Genomic DNA, 4541 nt, shown 5'->3' with positions numbered 1-4541 from the left:
CCCCCGCCGACTGGTACGCCCAGCTCGTGCGGGCCGTGCGCCCGCTCGGCGTGCGGATCGCCGTCGACACCTCCGACGAGCCGCTGGCCCGGCTCGCCGAGCAGCTCTCCGACGCCGCACCCGACCTGCTCAAGCCGAACTCCGAGGAGCTCGCGCAGCTCACCGGCGCCGACGGCGAGGAGCTCGAGGCCGCCGCGGCCGCCGGCGACCCGGCTCCGAGCGTGGCCGCCGCGCGCCGCCTCGTCGAGGCCGGGGTGAGCACCGTCATGGCTACCCTCGGCGGAGCCGGTGCGGTGCTCGTCGACGCCGACGGCGCCTGGGTCGCGACGCCGCCGCCGATCCAGCTGCGAAGCACCGTCGGAGCCGGTGACTCCTCGGTCGCGGGCTACGTCATGGCCGACATCGACGGCGCCGACGCCGCCGGGCGCCTGGCCCGCGCCGTCGCGTACGGCTCCGGCGCCGCGTCGCTGCCCGGCAGCACCCTGCCCACCCCCGACCAGACCCACCCCGACCAGGTGCGGGTCGAGCGCGTCGGTTGACCCGACCGCAAGAGCCCACCAGCCCCCCGTTCGCAGCACCATGACAATTCCATCTGCCGCACCGGTACGGCGTGACATCGAACGCCGAGGAAAGGACCGCTCATGAGCGACGATGCTCACGACACCCCACTCATCGAACCCGATCTCGTCGCGCTCGACGTCGACCTCGGTGAGACCAAGGAGGAGGTCATCGCCGGTCTGGCGCGCCTCGTCGGTGACACCGGCCGCGCCGACGCCGTCGGCCTGCGCGACGCGGCCATGGAGCGCGAGGGGCTCTCGCCCACCGGCATGCCCGGTGGCTTCGCGATCCCGCACTGCCGCTCGGCCGCCGTCAAGGTCGGCTCGCTCGGCTTCGCGCGCCTGAGCAAGCCGGTCGACTTCGGCGCCAAGGACGGCCCCGCCGACATCGTCTTCCTCATCGCCGCCGCCGAGGGCACCGGCTCCGAGCACATGAAGCTGCTCACCAAGCTCGCCCGCGCCCTCGTCAAGAAGGACTTCCTCGCCGGGCTGCGCGCCGCCTCCTCCCGCGAGGAGATCGTGCAGATGGTCGGCGACGTCGTCTCCCCGCCGCCCAAGGAGACCGCCGCGGCCGCCGGAGCCGGTGCTGCCGGTGCCGGTGCAGCCGGGGCGGGTGCTACCGCCGCCGGTGCCGGAGCCGGTGCGACCGCGGCCTCCGCCTCCGATGCCGCTCCCGCCGACTCGGGCTCGGCTCAGGGCGCCGGGCAGCGCAGCATCGTCGCGATCACGGCCTGTCCGACGGGCATCGCCCACACCTACATGGCCGCCGACTACCTCGTCGCCGCGGGCAAGGAGGCGGGCGTCACGGTGCACATCGAGCCGCAGGGCAGCTCGGCGACGACCCCGTTCACGCAGGAGCAGATCGACGGCGCCGACGCGGTGATCTTCGCGACCGACGTGGGCGTCAAGGGCCGGGAGCGGTTCGCGGGCAAGCCGGTCGTCGAGTCCGGCGTCAAGCGGGCCATCAACGAGCCCGACGTCATGATCTCCGAGGCCCTTGCGGTCGCCGACGACCCCAACGGGCGTCGCGTCGCCGCCGGCTCCGGGGCGGCCGCGAGCGGTGCGGGCGCGGGCGCGGCCGGCGGGCTGAGCTTCGGCTCCAAGCTCAAGCAGGTGCTGCTCACCGGCGTGAGCTACATGATCCCGTTCGTCGCCGCCGGTGGTCTGCTCATCGCGCTGGCGTTCGCGGTCGGCGGCTTCACGATCACCGACGTCAGCGAGGACACCGTCCTCAACAACAGCCTGTGGAACCTGCCGAACGGTTACGGCAGCGCCGGGCCGCTCGCGGTCTACCTCGGCTCGGTGCTCCATCAGCTGGGCGCCGCGGCCTTCGCGTTCCTCGTGCCGGCGCTCGCCGGTTACATCGCGTTCGGCATCGCCGACCGGCCGGGCATCGCCCCCGGCTTCACCGCCGGCGCCGTCGCCGTGCTCGTCGGCGCCGGCTTCATCGGCGGTCTCATCGGTGGTCTCATCGCCGGTGTCGTCGCCTACTGGATCGCCAGCTTCGACGCGCCGCGCTGGCTGCGCGGGCTCATGCCGGTCGTCATCATCCCGCTCATCGCCTCGCTCGTCGCCGGCGGCGCGTTGATGGTGTTCGGGTCGCCGCTGCGCGCCCTGACCGAGGGCCTGCAGAACTGGCTGTCGGGCATGTCCGGCACCTCCGCCGTCATCCTCGGCGTGATCCTCGGCCTCATGATGTGCTTCGACCTCGGTGGCCCGGTCAACAAGGCCGCGTACGCCTTCGCCGCGGCGGGCCTGAACCAGAACGACCCCGCGACCCTGCAGATCATGGCGACCGTCATGGCCGCCGGCATGGTGCCGCCGATCGCCATGGCCATGGCCACCGTCGTGCGCCGCAAGCTGTTCACGGAGGCCGAACGCGAGAACGGCGTCGCGGCCTGGCTGCTCGGCGCGTCGTTCATCTCCGAGGGCGCGATCCCGTTCGCCGCGGCCGACCCGCTGCGGGTCATCCCGTCGATGATGCTCGGTGGCGCGGTCACCGGCGCGATGACGATGGCCTTCGAGACCACCTCGCGCGCCCCGCACGGCGGCGTCTTCGTCTTCTTCGCGATCGGCGGATTCTTCTGGTGGCTGCTGTCGATCGTCGTCGGCGCGATCGTCGGGTGTGTGGCGGTCGTCATCGCCAAGTCCATCGGAGGGAATAAGGCCAAGGAGGCGTCTACCCTCGAACCGGAGGGCGATCGTCAGGCCGTGGCTGCCACCAGCGGCGGCACCAGCGCCGCCTGAACGCACGCAGCCCACGGGTGCACCGCTGCACCACCGCTCAACAGAGAGGCAGTTCTCATGGCCAGCAAGACCGTGACCGTCGGCTCCGCCGTCGGCCTGCACGCCCGCCCCGCGGCCATCATCGCCGAGGCGGCCGAGAAGTACGACGACGAGATCACGCTGGCGGTCGAGGGTGGCGACGACGACGAAGGCGTCGACGCGGCCTCCGCCCTGATGATCATGACCCTCGGTGCCGAGAAGGGCGCAACGGTCGTCGTGACCTCCGACAACGAGGCCGCCGTCGAGGAGATCGCGGGTCTCATCGAGAAGGACCTCGACGCCTGAGTCGGGCCGATCCACGAACGGGCGGGAGCGCGGCTCCCGCCCGTTCGTGCTGTCCGGGCGCCTTCGCGCGCTGATCTCCGGTGCTGGCTCGTGCCGCCGACAGGGCGGCAGCGCTTTTCTCCAGTCTGGCCCGTGATATACCGGGTAATCGCACAGAAAGCAAGGGAAAAGGGTCACTGGGCAATCTCACGGATTCGGGCGTAGAAACAGCAGGCCCCGTTCGCCGATCCTGCGAGGACCCGCATGCCCGCCTCCGCACCCTCCTCCGGCTCGATCCTCACCCCTGCGCAGATGGCGCAGGCCGCCGAGGACGCCGCCTTCGCCAAGGCGACGAGCAAGCCGGCGAAGTCGTTTCTGCTCGGGCTCACGGCCGGCGGCTACATCGCGCTCGGCTTCGTCTTCTACACGACGAGCCAGGTGGGCGCCGCGGCGCTGCCGTTCGGCATCGCCAAGGTCGTCGGGGGCATCGTGTTCGCCACCGGCCTGGCGCTCGTCGTGCTCACCGGCGCCGAGCTGTTCACCTCTTCGACGCTGACGCTGACCGCCCGGGCCAGCGGCCGCATCACGTGGGGCCAGCTGCTGCTCAACTGGCTCGTCGTCTACGTCGCCAACTTCCTCGGCGCCCTGACGATCGTCGGGCTCGTCTACGCGGGCGGCACCTGGCACAACGCGAAGGGGGCCTGGGGCGCGGTGGTGCTCGACACCGCGAACACCAAACTGCACCACGGCTTCGGCGAGGCGTTCGTGCTCGGGATCCTGTGCAACCTCATGGTGTGCCTGGCTGTATGGGCCGCGTATTCGGGCCGCACGACGACCGACAAGGTCGTCGCGGTGACGATGCCGATCGCGCTGTTCGTGGCCACCGGCTTCGAGCACTCCGTGGCGAACATGTTCATGCTGCCCCTGGCGATCCTCATCAAGGACACCGCGGGCGCCGAGTACTGGAGCACCGCCGGCCTCGACCCCGGCGCCTACGCCGATCTCACCTGGGCGCACTTCCTCGTCGGCAACCTGCTGCCGGTGACCCTGGGCAACATCGTCGGCGGCGGCGTCATGATCGGCATCTTGTACTGGACGATCTTCCACCACCTCGCGAAGGAGAAGGCGCCGCAGGGCTAACGGGCGGACGCGGCCGGCGATCCCCAGCGGATCGTCAAGTCTTGGGCGGCGGACGGTCTGATCGCTCAGGCCCGCGGGCGCGCCGCCGTTGGGCAGGTGGCGTCGATGAGGGTCGAGGCGGGGGCGCCGCTGCGTGCAGGAGGGTCGATGACCCGCGCCCCCGAACCCCGCATCCGTCGCCACGTGTCGGCCGGTCTCCTGGCCGTGGCGGTGATGGCGATGCTCGCGCCCGGTGCCGCGGGCCTGGCCGCGCCGCCGACGCGGGCGGTGCCGGTGCGGAGTGTGCCGGTGCGG

Annotated in this window: 4 protein-coding genes; all 4 read left to right on the top strand. The window is 71.9% G+C overall.

Annotated features, from left to right (window positions below):
• Nucleotides 1-539, top strand: a 539-nt coding sequence (locus PINTE_RS20405; protein ID WP_245643082.1) for a 1-phosphofructokinase family hexose kinase, incomplete at its 5' end; no start/stop codon positions are given.
• 102 nt (nucleotides 540-641) lie between these two features.
• Nucleotides 642-2804: a PTS fructose transporter subunit IIABC gene (locus PINTE_RS20400; RefSeq protein WP_068434282.1), complete on the top strand. Its 2163-nt coding sequence runs from the start codon at nucleotides 642-644 to the stop codon at nucleotides 2802-2804.
• A gap of 57 nt (nucleotides 2805-2861) precedes the next feature.
• Nucleotides 2862-3128, top strand: a complete 267-nt coding sequence (locus PINTE_RS20395) for an HPr family phosphocarrier protein (protein WP_068434281.1) — start codon at nucleotides 2862-2864, stop codon at nucleotides 3126-3128.
• Nucleotides 3129-3371: 243 nt separating this feature from the next.
• Nucleotides 3372-4247 (top strand): formate transporter FocA, encoded by an 876-nt coding sequence (gene focA / locus PINTE_RS20390; RefSeq protein ID WP_068434279.1) that lies wholly within the window; start codon nucleotides 3372-3374, stop codon nucleotides 4245-4247.
• Nucleotides 4248-4541 lie beyond the last annotated feature (294 nt).

The sequence above is a fragment of the Piscicoccus intestinalis NBRC 104926 genome (assembly GCF_001515525.1).
GTDB lineage: Bacteria > Actinomycetota > Actinomycetes > Actinomycetales > Dermatophilaceae > Kineosphaera > Kineosphaera intestinalis.
The sequence above is the reverse complement of the archived record's forward strand: the minus strand, read 5'-3'. Positions and strand labels throughout refer to the sequence as shown.